At 72.7% G+C, this 25,618-nt stretch carries 27 protein-coding genes; 13 read left to right on the top strand and 14 right to left on the bottom strand.

Annotated features, from left to right (window positions below; genetic code table 11):
• Positions 1-25: 25 nt before the first annotated feature.
• The gene (locus tag MUY14_RS32770) at positions 26-487 is read right to left on the bottom strand and encodes a GNAT family N-acetyltransferase (RefSeq protein ID WP_247014909.1); all 462 of its coding nucleotides are present in this window, start codon (positions 485-487) and stop codon (positions 26-28) included.
• Positions 488-717: 230 nt separating this feature from the next.
• Here MUY14_RS32770 and MUY14_RS32765 point away from each other — a divergent pair, with 230 nt between their 5' ends.
• The 4 genes from MUY14_RS32765 (at position 718) to MUY14_RS32750 (ending at position 7,914) form a co-directional block, all read left to right on the top strand.
• On the top strand, positions 718-1,407 hold the full coding sequence (locus MUY14_RS32765) for a hypothetical protein (RefSeq protein ID WP_247014907.1): 690 nt from the start codon (positions 718-720) through the stop codon (positions 1,405-1,407).
• Positions 1,408-1,930: 523 nt separating this feature from the next.
• Positions 1,931-3,493: a DNA polymerase Y family protein gene (locus MUY14_RS32760; protein WP_247025360.1), complete on the top strand. Its 1,563-nt coding sequence runs from the start codon at positions 1,931-1,933 to the stop codon at positions 3,491-3,493.
• 2 nt (positions 3,494-3,495) lie between these two features.
• On the top strand, positions 3,496-4,602 hold the full coding sequence (locus MUY14_RS32755; protein ID WP_247014905.1) for a hypothetical protein: 1,107 nt from the start codon (positions 3,496-3,498) through the stop codon (positions 4,600-4,602).
• Positions 4,603-7,914 carry an error-prone DNA polymerase gene (locus MUY14_RS32750; RefSeq protein WP_247014904.1) on the top strand — a complete coding sequence of 1,104 codons (3,312 nt, stop codon included), beginning with the start codon at positions 4,603-4,605 and terminating at the stop codon, positions 7,912-7,914.
• Here MUY14_RS32750 and MUY14_RS32745 read toward each other — a convergent pair whose 3' ends face one another.
• The 3 genes from MUY14_RS32745 to MUY14_RS32735 form a co-directional block, all read right to left on the bottom strand.
• Complete coding sequence (locus tag MUY14_RS32745) at positions 7,915-8,262, bottom strand: hypothetical protein (RefSeq protein WP_247014901.1); 348 nt, start codon at positions 8,260-8,262, stop codon at positions 7,915-7,917. It abuts the gene before it with no gap.
• 198 nt (positions 8,263-8,460) lie between these two features.
• Positions 8,461-8,877 carry a thioesterase family protein gene (locus tag MUY14_RS32740; protein WP_247014899.1) on the bottom strand — a complete coding sequence of 139 codons (417 nt, stop codon included), beginning with the start codon at positions 8,875-8,877 and terminating at the stop codon, positions 8,461-8,463.
• Complete coding sequence (locus MUY14_RS32735) at positions 8,846-9,676, bottom strand: helix-turn-helix domain-containing protein (RefSeq protein WP_247014897.1); 831 nt, start codon at positions 9,674-9,676, stop codon at positions 8,846-8,848. Before MUY14_RS32735 ends, MUY14_RS32740 begins: the two co-directional genes overlap by 32 nt.
• A 267-nt stretch (positions 9,677-9,943) precedes the next feature.
• Between MUY14_RS32735 and MUY14_RS32730 the strand changes: the two genes are divergently transcribed.
• Positions 9,944-10,531, top strand: coding sequence for a pentapeptide repeat-containing protein (locus tag MUY14_RS32730; RefSeq protein ID WP_247014895.1), 588 nt, complete (start codon positions 9,944-9,946; stop codon positions 10,529-10,531).
• A 44-nt stretch (positions 10,532-10,575) separates the two neighbouring features.
• On the opposite strand, the gene MUY14_RS47030 is transcribed toward MUY14_RS32730, so the two are convergent.
• Entirely contained in the window at positions 10,576-13,581 is a 3,006-nt protein-coding gene (locus MUY14_RS47030; RefSeq protein ID WP_281506200.1) for a glycohydrolase toxin TNT-related protein, read from the bottom strand.
• A gap of 187 nt (positions 13,582-13,768) precedes the next feature.
• Between MUY14_RS47030 and MUY14_RS32720 the strand changes: the two genes are divergently transcribed.
• On the top strand, positions 13,769-14,626 hold the full coding sequence (locus tag MUY14_RS32720) for a bifunctional methylenetetrahydrofolate dehydrogenase/methenyltetrahydrofolate cyclohydrolase (protein ID WP_247014893.1): 858 nt from the start codon (positions 13,769-13,771) through the stop codon (positions 14,624-14,626).
• The gene (locus tag MUY14_RS32715) at positions 14,623-14,946 is read left to right on the top strand and encodes a DUF3017 domain-containing protein (protein WP_247014891.1); all 324 of its coding nucleotides are present in this window, start codon (positions 14,623-14,625) and stop codon (positions 14,944-14,946) included. The genes MUY14_RS32720 and MUY14_RS32715 overlap by 4 nt, the downstream gene beginning before the upstream one ends.
• Before the next feature lie 53 nt (positions 14,947-14,999).
• Here MUY14_RS32715 and MUY14_RS32710 read toward each other — a convergent pair whose 3' ends face one another.
• Positions 15,000-16,181, bottom strand: a complete 1,182-nt coding sequence (locus MUY14_RS32710) for an MFS transporter (RefSeq protein ID WP_247014889.1) — start codon at positions 16,179-16,181, stop codon at positions 15,000-15,002.
• A gap of 182 nt (positions 16,182-16,363) precedes the next feature.
• Complete coding sequence (locus MUY14_RS32705; protein ID WP_247014887.1) at positions 16,364-16,687, bottom strand: helix-turn-helix transcriptional regulator; 324 nt, start codon at positions 16,685-16,687, stop codon at positions 16,364-16,366.
• Positions 16,688-16,795: 108 nt separating this feature from the next.
• Between MUY14_RS32705 and MUY14_RS32700 the strand changes: the two genes are divergently transcribed.
• Positions 16,796-17,974: an MFS transporter gene (locus MUY14_RS32700; RefSeq protein ID WP_247014885.1), complete on the top strand. Its 1,179-nt coding sequence runs from the start codon at positions 16,796-16,798 to the stop codon at positions 17,972-17,974.
• On the opposite strand, the gene MUY14_RS32695 is transcribed toward MUY14_RS32700, so the two are convergent.
• Entirely contained in the window at positions 17,971-18,159 is a 189-nt protein-coding gene (locus tag MUY14_RS32695; RefSeq protein WP_247014883.1) for a DUF1918 domain-containing protein, read from the bottom strand. The genes MUY14_RS32700 and MUY14_RS32695 overlap by 4 nt on opposite strands.
• A gap of 197 nt (positions 18,160-18,356) precedes the next feature.
• On the opposite strand from MUY14_RS32695, the gene MUY14_RS32690 reads away from it, so the two are divergent.
• Both MUY14_RS32690 and MUY14_RS32685 read left to right on the top strand, forming a co-directional pair.
• Positions 18,357-18,791 (top strand): TrmH family RNA methyltransferase, encoded by a 435-nt coding sequence (locus MUY14_RS32690; RefSeq protein ID WP_247014881.1) that lies wholly within the window; start codon positions 18,357-18,359, stop codon positions 18,789-18,791.
• A 10-nt stretch (positions 18,792-18,801) separates the two neighbouring features.
• Positions 18,802-19,359 (top strand): hypothetical protein, encoded by a 558-nt coding sequence (locus MUY14_RS32685; RefSeq protein WP_247014879.1) that lies wholly within the window; start codon positions 18,802-18,804, stop codon positions 19,357-19,359.
• Here MUY14_RS32685 and MUY14_RS32680 read toward each other — a convergent pair.
• The gene (locus MUY14_RS32680; protein ID WP_247025357.1) at positions 19,356-19,937 is read right to left on the bottom strand and encodes an HhH-GPD-type base excision DNA repair protein; all 582 of its coding nucleotides are present in this window, start codon (positions 19,935-19,937) and stop codon (positions 19,356-19,358) included. The two genes, MUY14_RS32685 and MUY14_RS32680, sit on opposite strands and share 4 nt — an antisense overlap.
• Positions 19,938-19,968: 31 nt before the next feature.
• A complete protein-coding gene (locus tag MUY14_RS32675; protein WP_247014877.1) occupies positions 19,969-20,745 on the bottom strand; it encodes an AraC family transcriptional regulator in 777 nt (258 codons plus the stop codon).
• A gap of 49 nt (positions 20,746-20,794) precedes the next feature.
• Here MUY14_RS32675 and MUY14_RS32670 point away from each other — a divergent pair, with 49 nt between their 5' ends.
• Together MUY14_RS32670 and MUY14_RS32665 are read left to right on the top strand one after the other, a co-directional pair.
• Positions 20,795-21,208 (top strand): DUF2000 domain-containing protein, encoded by a 414-nt coding sequence (locus MUY14_RS32670; RefSeq protein WP_247014875.1) that lies wholly within the window; start codon positions 20,795-20,797, stop codon positions 21,206-21,208.
• An 84-nt stretch (positions 21,209-21,292) separates the two neighbouring features.
• The gene (locus MUY14_RS32665; RefSeq protein WP_247014873.1) at positions 21,293-21,781 is read left to right on the top strand and encodes a hypothetical protein; all 489 of its coding nucleotides are present in this window, start codon (positions 21,293-21,295) and stop codon (positions 21,779-21,781) included.
• On the opposite strand, the gene MUY14_RS32660 is transcribed toward MUY14_RS32665, so the two are convergent.
• Genes MUY14_RS32660 through MUY14_RS32645 form a run of 4 tightly spaced genes read right to left on the bottom strand, consistent with a single transcriptional unit; the run spans position 21,771 to position 23,996 of the window.
• A complete protein-coding gene (locus MUY14_RS32660; RefSeq protein ID WP_247014871.1) occupies positions 21,771-22,457 on the bottom strand; it encodes a hypothetical protein in 687 nt (228 codons plus the stop codon). The genes MUY14_RS32665 and MUY14_RS32660 overlap by 11 nt on opposite strands.
• Positions 22,454-23,071, bottom strand: a complete 618-nt coding sequence (locus MUY14_RS32655) for a class I SAM-dependent methyltransferase (RefSeq protein ID WP_247014869.1) — start codon at positions 23,069-23,071, stop codon at positions 22,454-22,456. Before MUY14_RS32655 ends, MUY14_RS32660 begins: the two co-directional genes overlap by 4 nt.
• A gap of 9 nt (positions 23,072-23,080) precedes the next feature.
• A complete protein-coding gene (locus MUY14_RS32650; protein ID WP_247014867.1) occupies positions 23,081-23,461 on the bottom strand; it encodes a DUF2203 domain-containing protein in 381 nt (126 codons plus the stop codon).
• A 25-nt stretch (positions 23,462-23,486) separates the two neighbouring features.
• Positions 23,487-23,996, bottom strand: a complete 510-nt coding sequence (locus MUY14_RS32645) for a hypothetical protein (protein ID WP_247014866.1) — start codon at positions 23,994-23,996, stop codon at positions 23,487-23,489.
• Between the two features lie 257 nt (positions 23,997-24,253).
• Between MUY14_RS32645 and MUY14_RS32640 the strand changes: the two genes are divergently transcribed.
• Complete coding sequence (locus MUY14_RS32640; RefSeq protein WP_247014864.1) at positions 24,254-25,477, top strand: NADP-dependent isocitrate dehydrogenase; 1,224 nt, start codon at positions 24,254-24,256, stop codon at positions 25,475-25,477.
• Positions 25,478-25,618: the final 141 nt, after the last annotated feature.

Below are 25,618 nucleotides of genomic sequence, written 5' to 3'. Positions count from 1 at the left end.
CGTCGCACCCGGTGGGCGGACCGGGCTATTGGCGGTCCTTCTCCAGGTACACGGCCCCGGCGATGTGGCCGCCGGCTTCGGGTGGCTCGGTCAGCCGGTAGCCCGCGCGCTGGTACATCGTGATGTTGCGGGTGCTGCGCGCCCCGGTGAAGAGCGAGAACCGGCGGGCTTCGGCGGGCGCCTGCGCTTCGGCGTGGGCGAGGAGCCGGCGGCCCAGCCCGCGGCCGGCGAAGTCCGGCGCGACCATCAGCCTGCCGAGCTCCCAGTGGTCCCCTTCGAGCCGGGCGCGGACGGCGCCGATCAGGCGGTGGTCCTCCCGCAGGAGCCAGACCGACCACGTCTTGGTCCAGTCGCGCACGTCGTCGAGGGATTCGTGCAGCGCGGGGATGTCGAGGGTGTCGTTCAGGAGGGCTTCCTGGACCCAGCAGCAGCGTTGCAGGACCAGCAGTTCCGGGGCGTCTTCGGGCCGGGCGTCGGTGAGCTCCACGGGCGTCTGTCTAGTTGTTCCGCGGCGGCTCGGGCAACTGGTTTGTGTGCCGCTTTCGGGTGACTTGACAGGGTCTCCGGTTCGGGGTTTCATGGTTCATGTCGAACAGGTGTTCGACGATGGTTGATAGATGCAGTGCCGCCGCCTTCCCCGCGGCGGACCAGTGCCGTCGGTCGCGTTTTGGGAGAGGCCCGACCGCCGGCCCAGTCCGTGGTGGGGAGGTGCGTGCGGTGACCGCTGTGGTGGAGCCGCCGGTGGCCCGGCTGGCGGCCCTGCCCGGGGTCAGCACGGCGAGCCGGGTGGCGGCCCAGGCCGAGCGCGCGCGGGCGACGGGAAGGGTGCTCCCGGTCGCCCCGGCACTGGCCGGGCTGCTGCCCGCCGCCGGGCTCCGGCGCGGGAGCACGGTGGCGGTCCACGGCTCGACGTCGTTGCTGCTCGCCCTCCTCGCCCCGGCCACAGCGGCGGGTTCCTGGGCGGCGGTGGTCGGCATGCCCTCGCTGGGCCTGGCGGCCGCAGCCGAGTACGGAGCCGACCTGACCCGGCTGGCCCTGGTCCCTCGCCCGGGCGTGGAGTTCCCGGCGGTGGTGGCAGCGCTGCTGGACGGCGTGGACGTGGTGGCGGTCCGTTCCGAGACGGTGTCTCCGGCGGTGGCCCGCCGCTTGTCGGCCCGCGCCCGCCACCGCGGCGCAGTGCTGTTGACGACGGGAGCCTGGCCCGGAGCGGACGTCGAGCTGTCCTGCCGCCGCGAGGCGTGGACAGGCCCGGAGAACGGCTACGGCCACCTCCGCGAGCGCCGGGTCCTGGTCCGAGCCCACGGCCGCGGCTCGGCGGCCCGCCCCGTGACGGCGGAGCTGTCCCTGCCGGGCCCGGCGACCGAAGTGGTCAGCGCGACGGAACTCGGCGAGGTGGCGACGGCATGAGCGTTGCTTCGCCCTTGGTTCGGCCGACCCTGCCCGAGCGGCGGTCGAGCTGGGCTCTCCTGTCCTCCCCCGAACGTCGCTCGATCTGGGGTGTTCTGTCCTTGCCCGAGCGGCGCTTGAGTTGGGCTGTTCTGTCCTTGCCTGAGCGGCGGTCGAGTTGGGCTGTTCTGTCCTTGCCTGAGCGACGCTCGAGTTGGGCTCTTCTGTCCTCGCCTGAGCGGCGTTTGAGTTGGGCTGTTCTGTCCTTACCCGAGCGGCGCTTGAGTTGGGCTCTCGGGTCTTCGCCCGAGCGGCGCTCGAGTCGGGCTGTTCGGCCCGCTCTTCCCGAGCGGTGGTCGATCTGGGCTCTTCCGTCCTTCCTCGGCGCGGGCCGTTGCCCCGGCTCGCGCTTGCCCCCGGCGGCTGGGACCGACCACGCCGGACTCGGCGCGCGGCGGTACTCCGGCCGCCCGCGCTCGGCCCAAGGACAGGGGGCCGCATGACCGTCCCAGCTCAGCGCGGCACCCCCGAAACCCCCACCCGCATGCTGGTCCTCTGGTGCCCGGACTGGCCCGCCGTCGCCGCCGCGGCCGTCGCCGGCACTCCCGTCACCGAACCCGCCGCCGTCTTCAGCGCGAATCGGGTCGTCGCCTGCAACGCCGTCGCGCGGCGGAGCCGGGTGCGGCGGGGGATGCGGCGGCGGGAGGCGCAGTCGAACTGTCCCGAACTCGTCGTCTTCGCCGCGGACGACGGGCGCGACGCCCGGCTCTTCGAGGCCGTCGCGCGGGCGGTCGAGGCGCTCGTCGTGGGCGTCGAAGTCGTGCGGCCTGGTCTCGTCGCGGTGCCCGTCGACGGCGCCGCGCCGTACTTCGGCGGCGAACACGCGCTCGTCGAGCGGCTCGTCGACGAGGTGTCGGCCGCGGCCGGCGTCGAATGCCAGGTCGGGATCGCCGAAGGCCTCTTCGCCGCGACGCTCGCCGCCCGCTGCGGGGAGTTCGTCGAACCCGGGCGCGTCGCCGAATTCCTCGCCCCGCTGCCCGTCACCGAGCTCGACCAGCCCGGCGCCGAGCGCGCGGAGCTCGTCGACCTCCTGCGCCGGCTCGGGTTGAAGACGCTCGGCGCGTTCGCCGAACTGCCGGAGCGCGACGTCGCCAACCGGTTCGGCACGGCCGGGCTGCTCGCCCACCGGCTGGCGCGCGGCCGCTCCGAACGGCCGCCGCTGCGTCGGCGTCCGCCGCCGGAGCTGACGCTGACCGAGGAGTTCGACCCGGTCGTCGAGCGGATCGACGTCGCCGCGTTCCTCGCGAAGGGCCTCGCGACGCGGTTCTGCGCGGGCCTCGCCGGCCACGGCCTGGCCTGCACGCGCCTCGGCATCTACGCGGTCACCGAAGAAGGCGAACACCTCGGCCGCGTGTGGCGCTGCGCCGAACCGCTGACACCCGCCGGCGTCGCCGACCGCGTCCGCTGGCAGTTCGAAGGCTGGCTGCGCGCGGCACCGGGCGAGCGCCCGACGTCCGGCGTGGTGCGGCTGCGGCTCGAACCGGAGGAGACGGTCGAAGGCCGGTCGCTCCAGCTCGACCTCTGGCAGAACGGCGGCTCCGAGGAGGAGGACGAGCGGGCGGCCCGCGCGTTCGTCCGGATCCAGGGCCTCCTCGGCCCCGAAGGCGTGCTCACCCCGCTGCTCGACGGCGGTCGCGACCCCGCGGGCCGCGTCCGCCTGGTGCCCTGGGGCGACCCCCGCGAGCGCACGACCCCACCGGACGCGACCTGGCCGGGCCGCCTGCCGTCCCCCTCCCCGGCGACGGTCCTGGACCGGCCGGTCCCCGCCCAGGTCTACGCCGCCGACGGCCGCAAGGTGGGACTCACGGCCCGGGACAGGATCACGGCACCCCCGGCCGGCCTGACGATCGCCGGCGGCGCCCGCCGCACCGTGGTGGGCTGGGCCGGCCCGTGGCCGCTGACCCCGGACCGCCGCCACCCGGGCCCCCGCCGCGCCCGGCTCCAGCTGGTGCTCGCCGGCGAGGGCGACGAGCCACCCGAAGCGGTGCTGGTGCACTGCGCGGGCACGGAAAATCCACTGTGGACGGTCGAGGGAGTGTACGACTGAGCATGGACGAGGACTACGCACGACGCCTGCGCGCCTGGCTGCGAGCCGAGCCCGGGGCCGCACCCCACCAGTGGCTGCGCGACATCCCGGCCCCGGACGGAACGCGCGAACACCCACCGGCGGAACGCTGGTCGGTCCGAGGCGAGCTGCCGCCCGCCGAGGAACCCTCCGCCGGTGACGCGGGCCTGGCGGTGGTGATCCCGCTGCCTCGACCCTCCGGGGAGAACGGCTGCCGCCTGAGCGAACCCGGCCGCCGAACCCGCCGCAAGGACACCGCCCACCCGAGCGACTCCGGCCCGTCGAGTGCGCGCGGGGCTGACCCGCGTCGCCGAGAGCAGGCCGCCGAGCCGCAAAGCCCGCCCCCGGTGAGCAGCGCGGAGGCCCGCAGCCGCTGGAACCACCCGTCGAACTCGCTGCGCCGTGCCGAGGCTGCCGGACCGCAAGGCCTCTCACGCGATCCCGAATCGAGCTCGCATCGCCGTGAAGCCGCTGCTGCACCGCAAGACCTCTCGCGCGATCCCGAATCGAACTCGCATCGCCGCGAAGCCGCTGCTGCACCGCAAGGCCCTTCGCGCGATCCCGAATCGAACCCCCGTCATCGCCGCGAAGCCGCTGCCGCGCCGCAAGACCTCTCGTGCGACCTCGACCCGAACCCCCGCCGCCGCGAAGCCTCTGCCGCACCGCAAGACCGCTCGCGCGACCTCGACCCGAACCCGCGTCGCCGCGGCGACGCTGCTGCACCGCAAGACTTTTCGCGCGACCTCGACCCGAACCCGCATCGCCGCGAAGCCGCTGCTGCACCGCAAGGCCCTCCGCGCGATCCCGAATCGAACCCCCGTCATCGCCGTGAAGCCGCCGCCGGGCCGCAAGACTTTTCGCGCGACCTCGACCCGAACCCCCGCCACCGCGAAGCCGCTGCCGCGCCGCAAGACCTCTCGCGCGACTCCGAACCGAACCCCCACCGCCGCCGCGAAGCCGCCGTCGAGCCGCACGAGCCGCGGCCCATCTCCGAAGCCGAAGCCCGTAGCCGGTGGAACCACCCGTCCAACTGGCACCGCCGTCGCCGCGCCGCCGAAGAGCAGCGGCGGGATGATCCCGGGAGCAGCTGAATGGGCTGGAACAACCCACCCGTCCGCTGGCAGGACCTCGCCCGCACCCTCGCCGGCGACCTCCCGCCCGGCGACCACGGCGACAGTCCCGCCTGGGGCCGGCACCGCGAGGGCTACCAGCGCCCCGAAGACCTCCCCGCCCGCGGCACCGACGACGGCGGCGAGGCCGTCCGCGTGCCCTACGCCGAGCTGCACTGCCACTCCAACTTCAGCTTCCTCGACGGCGCCAGCCACCCCGAAGAGCTCGTCGAAGAAGCCGCGCGGCTCAAGCTCGACGCCATCGCCCTCACCGATCACGACGGCATGTACGGCGTCGTCCGCTTCGCCGAAGCCGCGCGGGAACTCGGGGTCGACACCGTCTTCGGGACCGAGCTCAGCTTCGGCCTGCGCAACCCGCAAAACGGCGTCCCGGACCCCGAAGGCGAGCACCTCCTCCTGCTCGCCCGCGGCGACCAGGGTTACCGGGCCCTCTGCCGCGCCATCACCGCCGGGCAGATCCACCACGACGCCGAAAAGGGCAAGCCCAGTTACGACCTCGGTGCGGTCGCCGAGGAGGTCGCCGGGCAGTGCGTCGTGCTGACCGGGTGCCGCAAAGGAGCGGTGCGCTCGGCGCTCGTCACGCATGGCCCGGCGGCCGCCGCCGAACAGCTGCGAGAACTCGTCGGACGCTTCGGGCGCGACCACGTCTACGTCGAGCTCACCGACCACCGCCAGCCGCTGGACAGCACGCACAACGACGTCCTCACCCGGCTCGCGGAGGAGTTCGGCCTGCCGACCGTCGCCACCACCGCCGCGCACTACGCCCGTCCCGAACGGGCGCCGCTGGCCGACGCGCTCGCCGCTATCCGGGCGCGGCGGGGGATCGACGAGCTCGAAGGGTGGCTGCCCGCGGCCGGGACGGCGTTCCTGCGCAGCGGCGCCGAAATGGACGTCCTGTTCCGCCGCTACCCGGGCGCGGTCCGGCGCAGTGCGTTGCTGGGCATGGAATGCGCGTTCCCGCTGAAGCTGCTCGCCCCGAAGCTGCCGCCGTTCGACGTCCCGGCGGGCGAAACCGAAGCGATCCACCTGCGCAAGCTGACCGAGGAAGGGGCGAAGGAACGGTTCAAGGGCAAACCGCACGAAGAAAAGGCGAAAGCCCAGATCGAGCACGAACTCCGGATCATCGAAGAACTCGGCTTCCCCGGGTACTTCCTGATCGTCTGGGACATCGTCCGGTTCTGCCGCGAGAACGACATCCTGTGCCAGGGCCGCGGCTCGGCGGCGAACTCGGCCGTCTGCTACGCGCTCGGCATCACGAAGGTCGACTCCGTCGCCTACGAACTCCTCTTCGAGCGCTTCCTCGCCCCGGACCGCGACGGCTACCCCGACATCGACCTCGACATCGAGTCCGACCGCCGCGAAGAGGCCATCCAGTACGTCTTCGCGAAGCACGGCCGCCTGCGCACCGCCCAGGTCGCGAACGTGATCACCTACCGCGCCCGGTCCGCGGTCCGCGACGCGGCGCGGGCGCTCGGCTACTCACCGGGCCAGCAGGACGCCTGGAGCAAGCAGATCGACCGCTGGGGTTCGTTGCGCAGCACCGAAAAGGACCACGACCACGACATCCCGGACGACGTCGTCCAGCTGGCCTTCGCGCTCGAGGACTTCCCGCGCCATCTGGGCATCCACTCCGGCGGCATGGTCATGTGCCAGGAGCCGGTGAGCCAGGTCGTGCCGGTCGAGTGGGCGCGGATGGCCGACCGCAGCGTCATCCAGTGGGAGAAGGAGGACTGCGCCGCCGCCGGGCTGGTCAAGTTCGACCTGCTCGGGCTCGGCATGCTTTCCGCGCTGCACTACATGATCGACCTCGTCCACGACTACAAGGGCGAGCTCGTCGACCTCGCCGAGCTGGACCTCGCCGACCAGCAGATCTACGGAATGCTGTGCCGCGCCGACGCGATCGGCGTCTTCCAGGTCGAAAGCCGCGCGCAGCTGGCGACCCTGCCGCGCCTGCGGCCCACGGAGTTCTACGACCTCGCCGTCGAGGTCGCGCTGATCCGGCCCGGCCCGATCCAGGGCGGCTCGGTGCACCCGTACATCCGCCGCAAGCAGGGGCGCGAGGAGTGGAGCTACGACCACCCGCTGCTGGAGAAGGCGCTGCACAAGACCAAGGGCGTGCCGCTGTTCCAGGAGCAGATGATGCAGATCGCGCTCGACGTCGCCAACTTCACCGCGGCGGAGGCCGACCAGCTGCGGCACGCGATGGGGTCGAAGCGCTCGGACCGCAAGATGGACCGGCTGCGGCAGCGGTTCCTCGAAGGCGCCGCCGCGAACGGCGTCGACGACGAGCTGGCGCAGAAGATCTTCTTGAAGCTCAAGGCGTTCGCGAACTTCGGCTTCCCGGAGAGCCACGCGCTGAGCTTCGCGCACCTGGTGTTTTCCAGCGCCTACTTCAAGTTCTACCACCCGGACGCGTTCCTGGCGGGCTTGCTGCGCGCGCAGCCGATGGGGTTCTACTCGCCGCAGTCGCTGGTCGCCGACGCGCGGCGCCACGGCGTCACCGTGCACGGCCCGGACATCAACCGCAGCCTGCCGCACGCGACGCTGGAACCGTTGCCGGACGGGGGAAAGCTGCACGCGGTGCGGACCGGGCTGAGCACCGTGCGGAAGATCGGCGAAGACGTCGCGAAGCGGATCGTGGCCGAGCGGACGGAAAACGGCGACTACCGCGACATGGCCGACGTCGCCCGCCGCGTCCGGCTGACCACCCCGCAGATCGAGGCACTGGCGACGGCCGGCGCGTTCGCGAGCTTCGGCGGCGACCGCCGCCAGGCGTTGTGGACCGCGGGCGCGGTCGCCGGCGAACGGCCGGAGAAGCTGCCCGGCCTGATCGGCGCCCAGGCACCGGCGCTGCCGGGCATGGACGGCCTCGACCTCGCGGCGGCGGACGTCTGGGCGACGGGCGTGTCCCCGGACAGCTATCCGACCGAGTTCATCCGCGACCACCTCGACGAACTGGGCGTGGTCCCGGCGAGCGGCCTGGCCGCCCTCGACGACGGCGCCCGAGTCCTGATCGGCGGCGCGGTGACCCACCGCCAACGCCCCGCGACCGCGGCCGGCGTCACGTTCCTCAACATCGAGGACGAAACGGGGATGGTGAACGTGATCTGCACATTGGGCCTGTGGCAGCGCTGCCACCGCGTGGCCCGCGGCAGCCCGGCGCTCCTGATCCGCGGGGTGGTGGAGAAGGCCGACGGGGTGGTGAGCGTCCTGGCCCACCGCGTCGAGCCGCTGCAGATGCGGATCAAGGCGAAGTCCCGCGACTTCCGGTGATCAAGGCCGCCGCACGACGGTGATGATTTCGGGGCCGACCGGGCGGCGGTCCCAGTAGCCGTACTGCTCGTCGACCACCAGCCCGGCCTCCGCCACGAACTCGCCCAGCGACGGAACGTCGAGGAACCGCAAGGTGCTTTCGCTGTAGCGCGGCGCGTCCCAGCCCGGGCTTTCGTACGTCGTCGTGAAGCTGACGTACCCGTTCTCGAAGGGCCCGGCGTCGTTCCACGACCGGACGGTGCTCCCGTCGGCCGTGACCGCTTCCCACACGGTGGCCGGGGTCCACCGCTCCCAGGCGCGAGCCGTGGGGTCCCGCGTGTCGAAGCCGAACCGGCCGCCGGGTTTCAAGGCGCGAACTCGGCGTCCCAGGTGGCGGTCGACAAATCGCCCAGCATCCACTCGACTTCTTCGCGACGGCGGGCTTGCCCTCGGCCGGGTCGAGGCCGACGAGGGGCCCTCGGACTCACGAGCCCAGTGCAGCAAGGAACCGGTGCCGCAACCGACGTCGAGCACCGACTCCGCCGCCATGATCATCCACCCTGATCCTCAAGCCAGTCCCAGCAGTTCGGGACGCGTGGCCAGCGCCCGCCAGTGCGCCCCGGGATCGCTCACCAGCCGCCGGTGGTCGAGGTCCAGCAGGCCCGACACGGACGTCACCGATGCCACCAAAGTGCCGTCCGGGGTGTGGAACTCCTGGGCCACCCGCGATGTCTTCCCCGCGCCCCACTCGAACGTGCAGCTGACCGACACCTCGCCGCCCGGGGTGAGCTCGTGGTGGAAGCGCAGCGTCGTCTCCAGGTTGACCGGGCCGATGCGGCGCGCGGTCAGCTCCGCCGGGTCGATGCCCGCCGCCTGTACGCACGCCCAGCGCGCGTGGTCGGCGTACGCCAGGTAAGCCGGGCCGCGGACGTGGCCGTTCGCGTCGATGTCGTCACAGCGGACCGGGATCGTCACTCGGAACATGCCGCTGATCGTGGCCTGGCGGCACGTCGCCGGTCTGGAACTTTTCGGCCACCCGGACGAGCGCCGCGGGGGACGAACCCGACAGGCGGCGGCAGTCGCGGCCGAGGTGGGACTGGTCGGCGTAGCCGAGGTCCGCCGCGACGCCCGCCAGCGACGTCCGGCGATTTGCCAAAAGCTCGAGCCGGCGCAGGAAAAGCTGGAACCGCCGGACCCGGTGGACCTGCTTCGGCCCGGCGCCGACCGCGTGCACGAGGTGCCGCCGCAGCGCGCGTTCGCTCACGCCCACTTCGGCGGCGACGTCGGTGGCATGCACCGAAGGACGGCCCAGCGCGTCGATCGCGGCCAGCACCCGGCGGTCCGGCACCACGCCCCGGCCGGCGACGAGCTTCTCGAGGATTCCGCGCTGCGCCAGGGGATCGGCGGCGGCGAGAGCCTCTTCGGCACGACGGGCCTCGGCGCCCCAGAGGTCGCTCAGCCGGGTCGCGCCCGCGGGCAGCTCCGGCATCGGCGTCCCGAGGACCGCCGCCGCGGCACCGCAGCGCAGCCGGACGCCGACGCGGGTCTCCGCCGCCGGGAGCCACAGCCGCAGCGGGGCGCCGACGGTGGCGACCACGGTGAGCGCGGTGCCGTCCCAGACCAGGTCCGCGCAGCCGTCGGGCAGGACGCGCAGCGGCCGCGCCCAGCCGGTCCGCCCGTGCCAGCCACACGTCAGCACCCCCGCGAGCGCGGGCGGCGGCGCGACCTCGCGGTACACCGACCGCGCCCCGGCCACCGCCAGCGGCCGCAGCGGAACTCCCATGGACCCCAGTATGCAGCGGTCAGGATCTGACCTGGTTCGGAAACAGCCTCGGGGCCGACCGACCGAGGAGGAAACCCATGGCCAGCCCCGTTCCCGACGGCTACACGACCGCCACCCCCTGGATCATCGGCCGCGACACCGCCGCCTCGAAGACCTCGACGAAGCCGAAATGGCGCGCCGCGCGCAGCTGCGAGAGCACGTCGAGGCGATGGCCTGCGTCCAGGGTGCGAAGCTCTGACGGCGGGCGCGTGTGACACCCTGGGGCCCGTGCTGGAGACTGGGGAGGACTACCGCGAAGCGGTGTTGTCGGGGCAGTGGTGGGAAAAGCGCCGGTTCACCGGCTGCGACTTCACCGGGGCGGACCTCAGCGGGTTGCGGACCCGCGGGTGCACGTTCGACGACTGCGTGTTCAGCCGGGCCGATCTTTCGCGCTCGCGCCACGACGCGTCGGCGTTCCGCTCGTGCACCTTCGAGCGCACGGTGCTCGCCGAAAGCCGCTGGACGTCGTGCTCGCTGCTGGGCACCTCGTTCACCGACTGCGGGTTCGCCGGGATCGCGCTGACCGAATGCGACCTCTCGCTGGCGTCGCTCGCGAAGGCGCGGCTGCGCAAGCTGGGCCTGTCCGGGCTGCGGCTGCGGGAGGCCAACCTGACCGACGCCGACCTCGCGGGCGCCGACCTCCGCGGCAGCGACCTGACTGGCGCCCGCTTGCAGGGCGCGAAGTTCGACGGCGCCGACCTGCGTGGCGCGCGCCTCGACGCGAACGCGCTCGTGCAGGCCGACCTGCGGGGCGCCGACGTTGACGTCGAGACGGCGCTCGCCTTCGCCGCCGCCCACGGGCTCGTCATCCGCTGAAACGCCGGAACCGGCGGCCGCAGCCGCCGGTTCCGGGGTGAACGTCAGTCGACCGGGGGTTCGCCCGGGTCGAGTTCGATCAGGTCGCCCTCGGCGAGGAGTTCCTCGATCGACGCCGGCAGCAGGTACGCCGACCCGCCGCCGGGCTGGTTGAACCACGGGATCGCGACGCCGGCCAGCGTCTCGAGGGGCCGCTGCACGCGGTAGACGTGGTACGGGCGGTTGACCCATTCCGGCACCAGCGACCGCTCCGCGAACGGCGTGCCCGCCGCGTACGTCAGGTTGCCGGTCGGGCCGCCGAAGCGGTCCAGCTCGCTGCCCGCGGGCAGCTCGCGCAGTTCCTTGCCGCGGAACAGCGTCAGCGGCGGCTCGCCGGCCATCGGCCCGATCGGCCACTGCTGCTGGCCACCGCCACCCCCGCCGTTGACGGCCGGGCGAGCGGGTTCCGGGCGCGGCGGCACCGGCGGCGCGGCCGGGGGCTGGACCGGTGGCGGCACCGGGGCCAGGACGGTCGGTGCCGACGGCGGTTCACGTCGCGGCGGCGCGGGCGGCGGGGCGACCTGCTGCTGCGCCATCGGCGGCGGCCCGGCCGGGACCGGCGCGGGCGGGACGGGCGGGCGCGGCGGGGCCGGCGGCTCGTCGTCTTCGAGGTCGCCGAAGAGCTCGTCGGCGCTGGTGAACGCCGTCTGCTCCTGCGGCGGCACCGGCTCCGGCTTGCGGACCGGGTACGAGCCGGTGGCGACCTCGGGCGACAGCGTCGCGACGACCCGCTGCGGCGCCGGCTCGGGCTCGGGTTCCGGTTCGGGCTCCGGCGCGGGCGGCTCCTCGGGCGGCACGTGACCCTCCGGGTTGAGCAGCAGCTTGCCGAGCATGAACGCGGCCGCGTCCTCGGCGTCGCCGAACACCGCGGGGTTGCTGAGCTTGCCGTCGTACCAGCCGACGCGCCAGCCGTCCTCGACCTCTTCGACGCTCCAGCCGTGCTCGGCCGGCTCGCCCAGCTTGTAGCCGCTTTCGGGCACGTCGAGCTCGTCGAGCTTGGTCTGCAGCCCGGCGAGCACGGGGTGGTCCGGGGTCTCGCGGCGCAGCGCCCGGCGGCCCGACCGCGGCGCGGGAGCGGCCGGCTCCGGCTGGGGCGCCGGGGGCTCCGGCACCGGCAGGACGCCGGGGACCTCGGGCTGGGTGATCATGGTCGGCGGGCCGGGGTCGAACGCGGGCGCTTCCTCGCGCCGTGACGGCCGGCCGGGCTGGAAGGAGGCCGCGGCCTCGTCCCGGCTCGCCTGGAAGGGAGACGCGGCCTCGTCGTCACGGCCCGGCTGGAACGCCGGCTCGTCCTCGTGCCGGGCCTGGCCGGGCGCGAAGGCGTGCGCGGGCTCCTCGTCGTGGCGCTGGCCGGGCTGGAACGCCGGCTCCTCGTCCTGGGGCTCGAACGGCGGCTCCTGGCCGGCCGCGAAGGAGTGCGCGTCGGCGTCGTCGTGCCGGCCCGGGCCCTGGTGGGTGAAGAGGTGTTCGTCGTCGTGCCCTGCCTGGCCGGGCGCGAAGGCGTGCGCGTCCTCTTCGTGCGGGGCCTGGTCCGTGGCGAAGGCGTGCGCGTCGTCCTCGTGCCGGGCCTCACCCGTGGCGAAGGCTTCGCCGTCGCTCCCCGTCTGGAAGCCCGCGTGCTCTTCCTCGTGCCGCGGCGGCTGGAAGGCGGAGCGCGCGGCTTCCTCGTCGTGCCGGGGCGCCTGGCCGGCGTCGAACGCGTGCCCGGCCTCGTCGGCGACCGGCTCGGCGTCCTGCTCGTGCCCGATCGGCCGGTCGGGCACGTATTCCGCGGTCTCGTCGAGGTCGGGCACCCGGCCCGGCTCCGGCGAGGAGCCGTTCGTCCCGGCGGCGTGCCCGGCCTGCTGGTCGTACTCCTCCTCGCCGTACTGGTCGTCCTCGGCGAAGCGGTCGTCGAACTCCTGGTCGTCGTAGCCGTCCTCGGCGTACTGGCCCTCTTCGGCGTACTCGTGCTCCTCGGCCGGGGCCTCCGGCTCGACCGGCGCGTGCGCGGCGAGGGGAGCCTCCACCGGCGCGGGCGCCTGCGGAGGCACGACCGGGGGCGGGACGACGGCGGCGGCGGGCGGCGGGCCAGCGGGAGCCTGCTGCGGCGGGCCCTGGTGCGGCGGCGGCCCGGCCGGACGCTGCTGCGGCGGGGGCGGCGGCTGATTCCCCCGCGTGAGGTACCCCGCGGCGGCCTGCAGCGTCGGCTCGTCGACCGGCGGCAGCTTGAACCCGACCGCGCGGACGTGCTCGACGAGGTCCGGTTCGGGCGAAACGCCGTACTTGTGCAAGTAGAAGTTGACGGCGGCGGGCCAGATCCACTGGCCGTCGCTGTGGAAGGCGACCGGGACGGTGGCCTCGGGGGTCGCGGCCAGCCGGTCGATGTCGTACCCGCGTTCGGGCACCACCAGCGGCGCGCGCTCCAGGTACTCCAGCAGCCGGTCCTGCTCGTCGACCTCGAGGTCGGGCCGGTTGATGACCGGGCGGCCGGCCGGTCCGACGGTGTCGAAGATCCGGGCGATCCGGAAGTGCGGCCCCGGCTGCTCCGGGCCGAGCCCGGACATCCGCCGGATCAGCCACTCGGGCACGTTGTCCTCGGTGCGCGGGAACATCCGCAGCTCGTCGGAGTAGGCCTGGGGCGGCGGCGCGAGGTTCCACACGGGTTCGTCGCGGTTGTACTCGAGGTTGTAGCTCGAGGGGTGGTCGAGCTGGTAGCGCGCGTTGAACCACGTTCCGCGCCCGTCCCGGTACATGCCGCCGCGAAGCCTGCCGAAGAGCGTGGCGATGTCGTGGGTGGCGAGCCACTCGTGGACCGTCCCGTCTTCGGTGACGATCTCGCCGGTCAGCTCGTGGTACCTCCCGACCGCCCGGTACTCCGCGGTGACTTTGCGCCAGTCGCGCGGGGCGGCACGCAGCAGGGCAAGTCCGATCTGCTTGACCAGGGTGTCCTGCTCGGTCGCGTTCAGCTGCGTCGTCGGTTGTGCCACGGGGACATTTTGACTGTTCGCGCGCGCGTGTGCACCCCGCATGTGGGTTTTGCCGCTCGACGACCTGGCGGCACCCGGTCTGACCTCGCGTGATGCGAAGTGCGGTAGATCACAGGTTGATCGCGGCGAGCGTCGCGAATGGACCGTGAGGGGTAGCGGCCAGTCTACGGGCAGCGACCACGCGCGCCTGGAAGCGACGCGCGGGGGCCGCTTTGCCAGAATGGGCACCGTGACGGCGAAGATTCTCGACGGCAAAGCCACCAAGAACGCCATTTTCGCGGAGCTCGAACCCCGCGTCGCGGCGCTGGCCGCGAAGGGGGTGACGCCGGGCCTGGGTACCGTCCTGGTCGGCGACGACCCGGGGTCGCACTCGTACGTGCGGATGAAGCACGCCGACAGCGGCAAGATCGGGATCAACTCGATCCGCCGCGACCTGCCCGCGGACATCACCCAGGAGAAGCTCGAAGCCGTCGTCGACGAGCTGAACGCCGACCCGGCGTGCCACGGCTACATCGTCCAGCTGCCGCTGCCGAAGCACCTCGACGCGAACCGCGTCCTCGAGCGCATCGATCCGGAGAAGGACGCCGACGGCCTCGCCCCGGTCAGCCTCGGCCGGCTCGTGCTGGGCCAGCAGGGCGCGCTGCCGTGCACGCCGTACGGGATCATCGAGCTGCTCAAGCGCCACGGCGTCGAGCTGAACGGCGCCCAGGTCACGGTGGTCGGCCGCGGCATCACCGTCGGCCGCACGCTGGGCCTGCTGCTGACCCGCCGGAGCGAGAACGCCACCGTCACCCTGTGCCACACCGGTACCCGCGACCTCGCCGCCGAGGTCCGCCGCGCCGACGTCGTGATCGCCGCGGCCGGGGTGCCCGGGATCATCACGGCCGACATGGTCGCGCCGGGCGCCGCGGTGCTCGACGTCGGCGTGTCCCACGTGGACGGCAAACTCACCGGCGATGTTCACCCGGACGTGGCCGAGGTGGCCGGCTGGCTTTCGCCGAACCCCGGCGGGGTCGGCCCGATGACGCGGGCGATGCTCGTCAGCAACGTCGTCGAAGCGGCGGAGCGCACGCTCCGAGGCCGATGACGATGACCGAAGACCGGCGGGACGTGGGCGACCGCCGGAGCGGGCAACCCCGGTTCACGCAGCTGCCGTTCGCGCTGGTGCTCCTGGTGGCGGCCGTCGCGGCGCTGCGCATCGTCCAGTACCACTGGCGGGAGGGCGCGGCGCTGATCGGCGTCGCGCTCCTCCTCGCGGGGATCCTGCGCGCGGTGCTCCCGACGGCACGCGCCGGCCTGCTGGTGATCCGCGGCAAGGCCGTGGACATCGTCACGTACACCGGCCTCGCGGCCGGCGTCCTGTTCGTGGCCCTGACGATCATCGGCGGCCCGTTCGCCTCCTCTTAGGACGCCCCAAGCGCCACTTTCATAGGGAAAGTGGCGCTTGGGGGGAGCCGCGGTCAGGAAGCGAGGGCCAGTTCGCGGCGTTCGGCCTTGGCGTCACGCCGGTCGAGCCCGCCGGACACGACCGCGAGCGAGAGCCCGAAGACGGCCAGCAGCGCGCCGACCCAGTTGGGTGCCACCAGGCCGAGGCCCCCGGCGATCACCAGCCCGCCGAGGTACGCGCCGATCGAGTTGGCGATGTTGAACGCGGACTGGACGGCGGCCGACACCAGGGACGGTGTGCCGCCCGCCTTCTCCATGATCCGCGCCTGCATCATCGGGCCGATCATGAACCCGGCGACGCCGACGAAGAAGATCGTGATCGCCGCGCCGACCTTGCCCTGCGCGGTGATCGTGAAGATGCCCAGCACGCACGCCAGCGACAGCAGCGCCGCGTACAGGCCCGGCATCAGCGCGCGGTCGGCCAGGCGGCCGCCGAGCAGGTTGCCGATCGTCATGCCGACGCCGGCCAGCGACAGCAGCAACGTGACGTTGGACGGTGAGTAGCCGGCCACGTCGGTCAGCATCGGCGTGATGTAGGACAGGCAGGCGAACACGCCGCCGAGCCCGAACGTGACGATCGCCAGCGCGAGGTGCACCTGCGGCCGCTTGAACGCGCCGAGCTCACCCCGCAGTGACGCGTCGGCGGGCTTGCCCTGGTGCGGCACCAGCTTCGCGATGGCCGCGGCGGCGACCAGGCCGATCACGGCGACGACGCCGAACGTGGCGCGCCAGCCGACCTGCTGGCCCAGCAGCGTGCCCAGCGGCACGCCGATGACGTTGGCCAGGGTCAGGCCGAGGAACATCATCGACACGGCCTTCGCGCGCTGGCCGGGTCCGACCAGGCTGGACGCGACGACCGCGCCCGCGCCGAAGAACGCGCCGTGCGGCAGGCCGGCGAGGAACCGGAACGCGACGCCGAACTCCTGGTTGGGGGAGAGCGCGAAGAGGGCGTTGCCCAGCGTGAACAGGCCCATCATGGCCAGCAGCATGGTCTTGCGCGGCAGCCGGACGGCGGCCGCGGTGAGCAGGGGGGCGCCGATGACGACGCCGAGGGCGTAACCGGAGATGAGGTAGCCGGCGGTCGGGATGTCGACGCCGAAGTCGGCGGCCGCCTGGGGCAGCACGCCCATCATGACGAACTCGGTGGTCCCGATGCCGAAAGCTCCGATGGCGAGCGCGAGCAGCGCGACGGGCACGGCACTCCTTCCAAGGTGGGAAATCGATTGCTCAGCCGATCTCTGGATCGGTTCAGTTCAGAGTCATAAAGAAAGGCAGCCGTTCGGCCCCAACGCCGTGAGCTGCCTACGGACAGTCCAACAAGCGAGGGGGGCCGTTGTCATCCCGGAAGCGGGTGACGATCCACACCGTAACGCCGCGATCAGCGCGGAGCGGCCAGAACTCCGGCGAGCAGGCCCGGGAACAGGGCGTCGAGGTCGTTGCGGCGCAACGAGTTGAACCGGGTCGTGCCTTCCTGGCGGCCGGCCACGACGCCGGCCTGGCGCAGGATGCTCAGGTGGTGGGTGAGTGTGGACTTGGTCACCGGGACGGTCAGGCCGCCGCACGCGATCTCGTGGTCCGCGGCCGCGAGCTGGCGCACGATCGCCAGCCGCACCGGGTCGGCGAGGGCGCGGAGCACGCCTTCGACGGTGATCTCGTCCCGCCCGGGGTGGACGAGCGGCGGCAGCGTGACGGACTTGGCCATGAGCCCATTGTACGACGGCTGTCGAAATTGTCGCAGCGGCGTAGTACGGTGACTGTCGAACTACGACGTTCGTCGAACCAATCCTGCTTCGCTTGGGGGCCTCAGCCCATGTCCACACCCACGTCTCCGCGGATCTCGGTCCTCGCGTTCGGCGCGTTCGGCGTCGGGACCAGCGGTTACATCGTCGCCGGGCTGCTGCCCGCGCTGACCGGCGAGCTGCACGTCACAGCCACGGCCGCCGCCCAGCTCGTGACAGCCTTCGCCATCGCGTACGCGATCGGGTCGCCGATCTTCGCCGCCGCCACCGGCGGCTGGGAGCGCCGCGCGCTGCTGGTCGCCGCCCTCGTCGTCACCGGCGCCGGCAACCTCTTCGCCGCCCTCGCACCCGGCTACGGCTCGCTCCTGGTGGCCCGGGTGGTGACCGCGATCGGCGCCGCGGTGTTCACGCCGGCCGCGAGCGCGGTGGCGGCCGAGCTGACCGCGCCCGAACGCCGGGGCCGCGCCGTCGCGCTGGTGTTCGGTGGCCTCACGGTCGCGCTCATCTTCGGCGTCCCGCTCGGCAGCCTGATCTCGCAGCACCTCGGCTACCGGACGGCGTTCGCGCTGGTCGCGGCGTTCTCGCTGGCGAGTGCGGTGGCCGTGCGCGTCGCACTGCCCGCCGTCGCCGCGCCGCCGAAGGTCCGGCTGGCCGAGCGGTTCGCCGCCGGCCGCGACCCGCGCGTGCTCGTCATGCTGGCCGTGACGGTCCTCGGCTGCCTCGCCGCGTTCATGGTCTACACGTTCGTGTCGCCGCTGCTGGCCGCGACCGCGGGCGTCCACGGCACCACCGTCACGGTGCTGCTCTTCTGCTACGGCGTCGGCGGCGCGATCGGCAACTTCGCCGCCGGCCGGGCGACCGACCGCTGGGGTTCGCGCACGCCGCTGCTGATCGTGGTCGCCGCGCTCACCGTCGTGCTGGCGCTGCTGCCGGTCGCGACGGCGACGCCGATCGCGGCGGGGGTCGCGCTGTTCGTGTGGGGCGTGGCGACCTGGTCGTTCAGCCCGCCGGTGCAGCACCGCCTGATCGAGCTGTCCCCGGGCCACGCCGGCCTGGTGCTCTCGCTCAACGCGTCCGCGATCTACCTCGGCGTCGGCCTGTCCGGCATCGTCGGCGGCGCGGTCCTGAGCTCGGGCGGCCCGCTGCTGCTCCCCGAGATCGCGGCCGCGCTCACCCTCGTCGCCCTGGTGCTGGTGGGCTTGGCGTGGGGGCGGGTCCGCGAGCCCCGGGAACAGGTCGCGGTCGGTTAATCGGCGCGGGCCTGGACTTCGCAGTCGGGCCCGGGGTGGACGAGCGCCTCGTGCCCGTCGGCGAACCGGACCAGGTAGGGCGGTGCGCCGTCGGGCCCGCGGACTTCGAGGATCTCGCCGTGCTGCCCGGCCGACCCCACCGTCCGGCCGTGCACCCGGATTTCGTCTCCTGCTGTGGCGTGCATGGGGTTTCACCTCCGCATCCAGGGTAGGAGCGAAAACCGGCGCCCGGTCCCGGCGAACGGGTTAGGATCCGGGGCGTGATCAGCGAAATCGGAGGCGCCGCGCCTCGGCGCCGGTGAGCCCCTCGGTCCGGGTCCGCACCCCACGGGAGTTGCGGCAGACCCGGCGGAGCAAAGCGCATCCCTGTTGGGGCCACCTGGTGGCCGCCCCGCTCTGGCCGTTGCACGGCGCGAACCTCGGCACGCTGCTGCGCACGTGCGACGCGGTCGGCGCGTGCCTGGCCGTGCCGAGGTTCCCGTGGGTCCCGGAGGCCCTGCGCCGCGGGAACACGTTGCGGCGCCCGGCATGCGTGCACTGGGTGCACGACCCACCGGCCTGGCTCGACCGCGAACGAGCGGCGGCCACCCGGGTGGTCGGCGTCGAGCTGGCGGAGGAAGCGGTGCGGCTGGCCGACCTGCCGATGGCCCGCGGCCGCACGATCGCCGTGCTCGGCCACGAGCAGACCGGCATCCCGCCGGAGGTGCTCGACCTGCTCGACACCGTCGTCGAAATCCCGATGGTGGGCATCGGCGCCAGCCTCAACGTCGCGGTGGCGGGCAGCCTGGTGCTCTACAAACTCGCCGGACTGGTGTGAGAGGGCCTCGATGAGTCTGAAGTGGACGGTCGCGGAGAACGCGTCCTGGTGCGACCTGGTGTGCGGTGGGCAGTTCCGCGCTCGGGCGTGGACGAGCCCCACGCGCACGCGGGCGTACTACCCGGACGCGGTCACCCTGACCCGCGACGCCACCGCCGCCGACGTCCTCCCGTACATCGACGATTCCGCGGGCTGCTCGGTGAAGGACAGCTTCGCGACCCTGGACCTGCCGGGCTTCTCGGTGCTGTTCGAAGCGACGTGGCTCGCGTGCGGCCCGGGCGTCCCCGAACCGGGCTGGCGGCGCGTCACCGGGCACGACTTCCCGCTCGACGCCTCGGTCGCGGTCCTGTCCCACGGCGAAAACCAGGTCGTGGCCCACCGCGGCGACGGTGTGGCCGGCCTGTCCAACTTCTCGGGCGCACCGCAAGCCTGGCCGGGCGCGGTCGCGGCGGTGGCTGCGGCGTTCCCGGGCGTCCCGGTGGTCGGCTACGAACACGGCGACACCCTGCGGCACGCCCTCGACCACGGCGCGCGGCCGCTGGGCCCGCTGCGCGTCTGGGTGCGTTAGCCCGCCTTCGCCGCGGCCTTGGCGGCCTTCTTGAACGCCCGGACCTCGGCGAGGGTCTCGGCGCTGGTGACGTCGGCGATCGACCGTCGCGAGCCGCGGTCGCCGTACGCGCCGGCCGCTTCGCGCCAGCCCTTGGGCTGGACGCCGCGCTGCTTGCCCAGCAGGGCCAGGAAGATCTTGGCCTTCTGCTCCCCGAACCCGGGCAGCGCCCGCAGCCGCTTGAGGACCTCGGGCCCGTCCGGCTTCGGCCGCCCGTCGAGCCAGATGCCCTCGGTCCGGCCGTCGTAGTGCTCGATGATGTGCTCCGCGAGCGCGTGCACGCGGCGCGCCATCGACCCGCCGTACCGGTGGATGGCCGGCGGCACCACACACATCTCGACGAACGCCTCGACATCGGTGGCGGCGATCTTCGCCAGCGAGAAGCCGTCCATCCGGTCGGCGATCTTCCGCGGGCCGGCGAACGCGTGCTCCATCGGATACTGCTGGTCCAGGAGCATCCCGACGAGCAGGGCGAACGGGTCTTCGTTGAGCAGCTTGTCGCCCGCCGGGTCGCCGGTGAGGTGCAGTTCGCGCAGCATGCCCGTCATCTTGACACAGTCGCCGCGCAGGTCAACGAGCCTTCGGGTACCGCGATGGGGTCGTACCCAGGTACCGCTTGAAGTGCCGCGTCAGGTGGGCCTGGTCGCTGAAGCCGGCTGCCGTGGCCACCTCCGCGGCCGGCGCGCCGTCGAGCAGCAAGCGGCGCGCGCGGTCGACGCGGCGGCCCGTCAGGTAGCGGTGCGGTGGCAGCCCGAACTTCGCGCCGAAGCAGCGGACGAGGTACGCCGGGTGCGCGCCGAGCGTCTCGCCGGCTTCGGCGAGCGTCAGCGCTTCGGGCAGCTTCGCGTCGAGGAGGTCCCTCAGCTCGTCGGCCAGCCCGCGCTTCGGTTCGTAGCGCGCCGGCCGGCCCAGGTGCGTCTGCAGCCGGTCGGCCACCAGCGCGAGCCGGCTCTCGGCCTCCAGTGCGTCACCGGGGTGGGCGAGGGACTCGTGCAGCTGGTGGATGCGGGTGCGCAGCAGGTCGTCGGCGAGGCTCGGCCGGTCCACCGCGGCCCCGATCAGGTCGTCGCCGAGAACGGACGTGTCCAGGTACAGCACGCGCTTGCGGAAGCCGTGGCTGGTCGCGGCCCGCCCGTCGTGGGCGACGTTCGGCGGCAGCAGCGTCACCGCGGGCCCGAGCGCGCCGTGGTGGTGGCGGTCGAGGTCGTAGCGGATGACGCCGTCGTCGACGATCAGCAGCGTCCACGTGTCGTGCGTGTGCAGCGGGTAGGCGTGCGTCGTGAAGCGGGCGTGGAAGACCTCGGCGATCCCCGGGACCGCCGGCCGCCAGGCTTCGACGTGCGCCATGTCAAGAACGTACAAGACGCGCGGGTGGCCGGCGGGTGAGTCTTCGGTCATGAGTTCCTTCGACACGAAGATCGCCGTCCTGCTCCGCGACGACCTGGCGTCCTGGCAGCGGCTGAACGTCACCGCGTTCCTGGTGAGCGGCATCGCCCACGTGACCCCGGAGCTGATGGGCGAGCCTTACGCGGACGCCGACGGCACCGGGTACCTGCCGATGTTCGGCCAGCCGGTGCTGGTGTTCTCGGGCACCGCGGACGTCCTCACCGCGGCGCACACGCGGGCGCTGGGCCGCGGCCTGCGGATTTCGATCTTCACCGACGAGCTGTTCCACACGGGCAACGACGCCGACAACCGGGCCGCGGTGCGCGCGGTGCCGGGGGAGAAGCTGGCGCTGGCCGGGCTCGCGGTGCACGGCCCGAAGAACGCGGTCGACAAGATCCTCAAGGGCGCGTCCCTGCACCGCTGAGTAGAAACCCCCTGTACGGCGCCCAGGCGCGCTGCCAGCATGATCGGCGCGCCGCGAAAAAGCGGCCGGAAATGGGGAGAATCCGTGAAATCACTGCATCGCGCCGGCGTGGTCCTGACGGCGGCGGCCGGGCTGGGCTTGGCGCTCGTCCCGGTCGCTTCGGCGGACCCGCTGCGAACGGTGGACTACACCTCGGAAGCGGGCGCCTGGCCGATGACCGGCAGCGCCCACTACACGTCGCCGGGCGCCGAAATCACCGTGTGGCAGCGCGACGGGAAGCTGACGGTCGACGTCGACGCGAACTTCGACTACCTGCGCGTCGTGCTGAGCGCCCCGGCGGGGGAAACCCTCCACACCGGGACGTACACGGGCGCGCGCTACCGCGGCCAGGACGACCCGGCGCTGAGCACCCCGGGCTTCTGGGCGGTCACCGCCGGCTTCGGCTGCGGCGACGACTACGCGGACTTCACCATCGACCGCCTCGACGCGACCGGCGTGGACCTGACGTTCGTCCAGCACTGCGGCAGCCCGGACGGGCCGGCCACCCGCGGCGAGGTCCACTTCACGGCCTGAGCCGCTCGACCGGTGGCAGCGCCCCGGTGGTCACCCAGGTGACCCAGTCCGCGGGCTCGAACACGCAGTTCCCGGACGACACCCGGCGCGCGTGGCGCCCGAGCAGTTGCACCGCGCGCCACAGCTCGTCGTCGGTGTCGTGGCGCTCGAACACGACCGGGTCCGTCGCCCGGCAGAAGACGCCGGTCAGCGAATTCGCCAGCCGGTCCCGGCGCTGGAGGAACCAGCCGCCGGGATCGGCGGGCGCGCCCGCGTCGCCGCCGTAGGTGCGCCACACGACGCCCGGATCCAGCCGCGTCGCGAGGGCGAGCGCGTCGGCGGACTCGAAGGTGCAGCGCCTCGGGTCCGGCCGGGGCGGCACCGGCCGCGGCTCGACCCCCAGCGACTTCAGCTCGAAGGCGGCGCCCGTCACGCGGATCCGCAGCGGGGCGATGAACTCGACCGTCACGAGGCCGTCGTGTTCCCAGCTCCACGGTTCTTCCAGCGCGTGGTCCGCCGACGGCGGCTCGGCCGCTTCCAGCTCGGCCGGGTCGGCGCTCAGCTCGAAGACCTCGACGACCGAGATCTCACCCGGCACGAGCCGGTACTCCACGTAGGCCTCGAGCCGCAGCGAAACCCGGCTGCCGTCCGTGATGACGTCCGTCAGGTGCCCGTCGGCGAACCGTTCGAGGTTCACGGCGCCGTCGCGTGCACCAGGAACACGCTCCGCACCCGATCCCCGCCAGCCATGGTGAACGTCCGCGCCGAAGCGTCCACGAACCCCGCCGACGACGCCAGCGCCGCCGCCCCGGCCTCGTCGGTCGGGAACGACAGGTCACGGGGCACGAAGTCCGCGAACCGCCCCGACGGCTTGAACCGCGCCCCCGAAACGACCGAGAACGCCAGCCGCCCGCCCGGCCGGAGCACGCGCAGCCAGTCCGCGAACGCCACCGCCCCGAGGAAGTGCAGCGAGGACGCGCACAGCACGACGCCGGCCGACCCGTCCGCGGCCGGCATCGGCACCGCGGGCGCGACCTGCCACGAGATCACCCCGGCCGGATCCAGCGAAGGCGCCTTCGCGGAAGCGCGGGCGAGCATCGCCGGCGACAAGTCGACAGCCAGCACGCGCGACGGCTTCAGCGACAACGCCGCGTACGCCGCGAAGCCGGTCCCGGTGGCGACGTCGAGCACCAGCCCCGGCGAGCCGGGCAGCGGCGAAACCAGCGCCTCGGCCACCGAAGCGTGGAAGGTGTCTTCGTCGTAGTGCTCGGCCGTGCTGTCGAAGAGGGCTGCCCTCGAGTCGTGGTCCACCGACCCAACCTAGCCGGGCCCACCAGCCGTTTTCAGCCGGCGACGACCGGCGAACCCCAGGTCGGTGCGGTGGTACCAGCCCAGCTCGTGATCACCCTCGAGCCAGCACAGCAGCACGTCGGTGCCGTCGAGCTCGGCCGGGAAGTCGACCAGCAGCGGCGCGAACCCCTTGAGCTCGGCGCCGGTGCGTTGCACCGTCGTCATGAGGTCGTCGAGGCGCGCCTGCGCGGCTTTCCACTCCGGCAGCCCGCCCAGCTCAGTGGCCCGGCCGCCCGGGCGCAGCGACGCCGCGAGCTCGGCCGCGTCGGCGCGGACGCGCACCAGTTCGTCGAGGACCGGCCGCAGCCGCGCCAGTTCGTCACGCGCTTCCGCGACGGTGAACAGTCCCATCCGCCGATTTTGCCACCGGCGGGATTCAGCTCTCGCGGCGCCGCCGCACCAGTGCGTTCGCCAGCCCGCTGCCGACCAGCAGGAAGCCCACCCCGAGCAGCGCGCCGATGAAGAGGAAGTCCATGACGCCGTACGCGATGTCGCTCTTCGGCATCAGGTTGACCAGCCGGAACCCCCACTCCGGCACGGCCATCGCGGCGACGCCGGGCAGCACGCCGTAGATCAGCCCGCCCAGGATCGGGCCGACCGCGGACAGCGCGCCGAGCGCGGCCACGACCAGCAGCAGGATCGCCCCGCCGGCCAGCAGCGCGATGCCCAGCGCGTCGCGGTTGGTGCTGAGCGTGGCCTGGATCAGCTGCTGCTGGCGCAGGCCGCCCCAGCTCAGCAGCCCGAGGGCCACCGGCGTGAGCACGAGCCCGCCCAGCGCGCTGACGACGTGCGCGGCACCTCGGCGCGGCCGTTCGTCGCGGACGTCGGTGTTGTCTTCGTAGTCCTCGTAGTCGTCTTCGTAGTCGGCGTACCGATGGGTCGACATGGCCGTCACCTCCCGCATGATGGGTTCACGGGTGGCATCGTGCCTTGGTTCACCGCGGAACGCGACGCTCGCTCGACGAGCGGTCGGCCGGGCCGAGCGGTCGGCGCGGCCCCGTGAGCTGCGCCACAACCGGCGGGTGGAGACTTGATACCGGCCACTACTGGAACCATCCAGCTCGGTCAAGCAGTACGCTTGTACCGCTACCGGCGAGACTTAAAAGAAGAACGCGAAGATCCGCGGAAGGAGCACCGCTGCTCATGGCCAAGATCAAGGTCCAGGGCACCGTCGTCGAACTCGACGGCGATGAGATGACCCGCATCATCTGGCAGTTCATCAAGGACAAGCTGATCCACCCGTACCTGGACGTGAACCTGGACTACTACGACCTGGGTATCGAGGAGCGGGACCGCACCGACGACCAGGTCACGGTCGACTCCGCGAACGCGATCAAGAAGCACGGCGTCGGCGTCAAGTGCGCCACGATCACCCCGGACGAAGCGCGCGTCGAAGAATTCGGCCTCAAGAAGATGTGGCTGTCCCCGAACGGGACCATCCGCAACATCCTCGGCGGCGTGATCTTCCGCGAGCCGATCGTCATCCAGAACATCCCGCGGCTGGTGCCGACGTGGACAAAGCCGATCATCATCGGCCGCCACGCCCACGGCGACCAGTACAAGGCGACCAACTTCAAGGTCCCCGGCCCGGGCACGCTGACCATCAGCTACACCCCGGACGACGGCTCCGAGCCGATGGAGTTCGAGGTCGCGAAGTTCCCCGAGGGCGGCGGCGTCGCGATGGGGATGTACAACTACAAGAAGTCCATCGAGGACTTCGCGCGCGCGTCCCTGCAGTACGGCCTCGACCGCGGCCTGCCGGTCTACCTCTCCACCAAGAACACCATCCTCAAGGCCTACGACGGCCAGTTCAAGGACGTGTTCGAGGAGATCTTCCAGGCCGAGTTCAAGGCCGACTTCGACGCCAAGGGGATCTCCTACGAGCACCGCCTGATCGACGACATGGTCGCGGCGGCGATGAAGTGGGAGGGCGGCTACGTCTGGGCGTGCAAGAACTACGACGGTGACGTCCAGTCCGACACGGTCGCGCAGGGCTTCGGCTCGCTCGGCCTGATGACGTCGGTGCTGCGCACGCCGGACGGCCGGACCGTCGAGGCCGAGGCCGCGCACGGCACGGTCACCCGGCACTACCGCCAGCACCAGCAGGGCAAGCCGACGTCGACCAACCCGATCGCGTCGATCTACGCCTGGACCCGCGGCCTCGAGCACCGCGGCAAGCTGGACGGCAACCAGGAGCTGATCGGCTTCGCGAACACGCTGGAGCAGGTCGTCGTCGAGACGGTCGAGGCCGGTCAGATGACCAAGGACCTCGCGCTGCTCATCAGCAAGGACCAGCCGTTCCAGACGACCGAGGAGTTCCTCGCGACGCTGGACGACAACCTGGCGAAGAAGATCGCCCAGGGCTGAGTTCCCAGTCGCTGAGAAGCCCCCTTCCCGATTCGTCGGGAAGGGGGCTTTCTTCGTGCACAGCGCGTCACTTCGCGGTGACTTCGTTGGCGCCTCCGGGTGGTTGCTGCGTACGGCGCTGTCGGTCCGGGTAAAGGATTG

It is taken from the genome of Amycolatopsis sp. FBCC-B4732 (genome assembly GCF_023008405.1).
In the GTDB taxonomy this organism is placed as follows: Bacteria; Actinomycetota; Actinomycetes; order Mycobacteriales; family Pseudonocardiaceae; genus Amycolatopsis; species Amycolatopsis pretoriensis_A.
This window is presented reverse-complemented; position numbering and strand designations above follow the sequence as displayed.

Coding starts and splice junctions, on each gene's coding strand:
- MUY14_RS32740 (WP_247014899.1), bottom strand. CDS start 8,877: ATGTTCCGAGTGACGATCCCGGTCCGCTGTGACGACATCGACGCGAAC.
- MUY14_RS32680 (WP_247025357.1), bottom strand. CDS start 19,937: ATGCTGCGCGAACTGCACCTCACCGGCGACCCGGCGGGCGACAAGCTG.
- MUY14_RS47030 (WP_281506200.1), bottom strand. CDS start 13,581: ATGCGGGGTGCACACGCGCGCGCGAACAGTCAAAATGTCCCCGTGGCA.
- MUY14_RS32715 (WP_247014891.1), top strand. CDS start 14,623: ATGACGATGACCGAAGACCGGCGGGACGTGGGCGACCGCCGGAGCGGG.
- MUY14_RS32675 (WP_247014877.1), bottom strand. CDS start 20,745: ATGGCGCACGTCGAAGCCTGGCGGCCGGCGGTCCCGGGGATCGCCGAG.
- MUY14_RS32685 (WP_247014879.1), top strand. CDS start 18,802: ATGAGTCTGAAGTGGACGGTCGCGGAGAACGCGTCCTGGTGCGACCTG.
- MUY14_RS32650 (WP_247014867.1), bottom strand. CDS start 23,461: ATGGGACTGTTCACCGTCGCGGAAGCGCGTGACGAACTGGCGCGGCTG.
- MUY14_RS32695 (WP_247014883.1), bottom strand. CDS start 18,159: ATGCACGCCACAGCAGGAGACGAAATCCGGGTGCACGGCCGGACGGTG.
- MUY14_RS32735 (WP_247014897.1), bottom strand. CDS start 9,676: ATGGGAGTTCCGCTGCGGCCGCTGGCGGTGGCCGGGGCGCGGTCGGTG.
- MUY14_RS32670 (WP_247014875.1), top strand. CDS start 20,795: ATGAGTTCCTTCGACACGAAGATCGCCGTCCTGCTCCGCGACGACCTG.
- MUY14_RS32705 (WP_247014887.1), bottom strand. CDS start 16,687: ATGGCCAAGTCCGTCACGCTGCCGCCGCTCGTCCACCCCGGGCGGGAC.
- MUY14_RS32750 (WP_247014904.1), top strand. CDS start 4,603: ATGGGCTGGAACAACCCACCCGTCCGCTGGCAGGACCTCGCCCGCACC.
- MUY14_RS32755 (WP_247014905.1), top strand. CDS start 3,496: ATGGACGAGGACTACGCACGACGCCTGCGCGCCTGGCTGCGAGCCGAG.
- MUY14_RS32640 (WP_247014864.1), top strand. CDS start 24,254: ATGGCCAAGATCAAGGTCCAGGGCACCGTCGTCGAACTCGACGGCGAT.
- MUY14_RS32700 (WP_247014885.1), top strand. CDS start 16,796: ATGTCCACACCCACGTCTCCGCGGATCTCGGTCCTCGCGTTCGGCGCG.
- MUY14_RS32645 (WP_247014866.1), bottom strand. CDS start 23,996: ATGTCGACCCATCGGTACGCCGACTACGAAGACGACTACGAGGACTAC.
- MUY14_RS32760 (WP_247025360.1), top strand. CDS start 1,931: ATGCTGGTCCTCTGGTGCCCGGACTGGCCCGCCGTCGCCGCCGCGGCC.